Raw genomic sequence first — 1,001 nt, 5'->3', positions numbered from 1 at the left:
CACACAACCGCTTTGCGCTAACACATCAGACTTCAAATACATAAAAATCGTCTGACCTGTATACGCGCCTAGGCTTTCAATCTCTTGATCAGCAACTTCAATTGCCTGAATTTTAAGGGACAGGAATAGAGCCAACAAAAACATTAAATATTTCATAACAATCACCAGTTACCTATATGGTCAATTAATGCAGGGTTTCCGGATGTTGGCGGATTATAATCTGTCACATAGATTGACAATGGTAGCTGCCCAGCCATTTTCATCAATATCACAGACCAAGCAGACTTACCGAAGGGAGTTGTTGTGTCCAACTTGAAGGCATAACAACATCCTGTAGCGCCAGCGTGAAATTCATGTAAATTTCTAAAGAAAACCACGCCATCATTAACCAATTGGTAATGGACCTTGCTCATATCTGGTACATGAATATACCCAGGTTCCGCACTAGAATAGGTGCCACTGAGCGTCAGACAAGCCAGCAAAACCAACTGTTTAAATGTACGAATAATCATATTTCTTTGACCCTATTTTACATCCCACTTTATCAAACATTTCAGATCAACTTTATATCAGTGTTCAACAGAAATTGAGCCTGCTTCTGTTAGTACATTGTAAGTGATTGATGGCGTCGAATACCAAGCCACAGGCTCGCAAAGATGGGCATAACCAGACACCTTTTTTCCGGACATGAATGCAGCCAAAACTGTGGAATAGATCTGGCTATATTGCGGGTGACTAGCCTTCACGAACACTTGATCACTAACAGTACAACTTCCTACATTTCCAAAATCACCAAAAATCATAAAGCCAGCTGTTCCGGCTTGGACAAGATCGATTTTTGAAGGTATAGCTGCATTAGTTCGACCACCAGCAACCGCAGCGAAAGACAATAAAGCCAAGGATATTAAGGTAATTAATTTTATTCCAGACATTAAAACACCACTAAAGATAATTTATATTCCATTCACTCTCATCCCACTTGAACCTCCCTCGCCGACAGA

Annotated in this window: 1 protein-coding gene; it reads right to left on the bottom strand. The window is 40.6% G+C overall.

Going from position 1 to position 1,001, the window contains the following annotated elements; all coding sequences use genetic code 11:
- Positions 1–569: 569 nt before the first annotated feature.
- Positions 570–932 carry a DUF5992 family protein gene (locus tag ACFQEU_RS16585; RefSeq protein WP_379783937.1) on the bottom strand — a complete coding sequence of 121 codons (363 nt, stop codon included), beginning with the start codon at positions 930–932 and terminating at the stop codon, positions 570–572.
- Positions 933–1,001: the final 69 nt, after the last annotated feature.

The sequence above is a fragment of the Halorubrum tibetense genome (assembly GCF_042661865.1).
GTDB classification, from domain to species: Archaea; Halobacteriota; Halobacteria; order Halobacteriales; family Haloferacaceae; genus Halorubrum; species Halorubrum tibetense.
This window is presented reverse-complemented; position numbering and strand designations above follow the sequence as displayed.

Bases quoted from the DNA above. Each gene is read 5' to 3' on its own strand.
- ACFQEU_RS16585 (WP_379783937.1), bottom strand. From the start codon at position 932: ATGTCTGGAATAAAATTAATTACCTTAATATCCTTGGCTTTATTGTCT.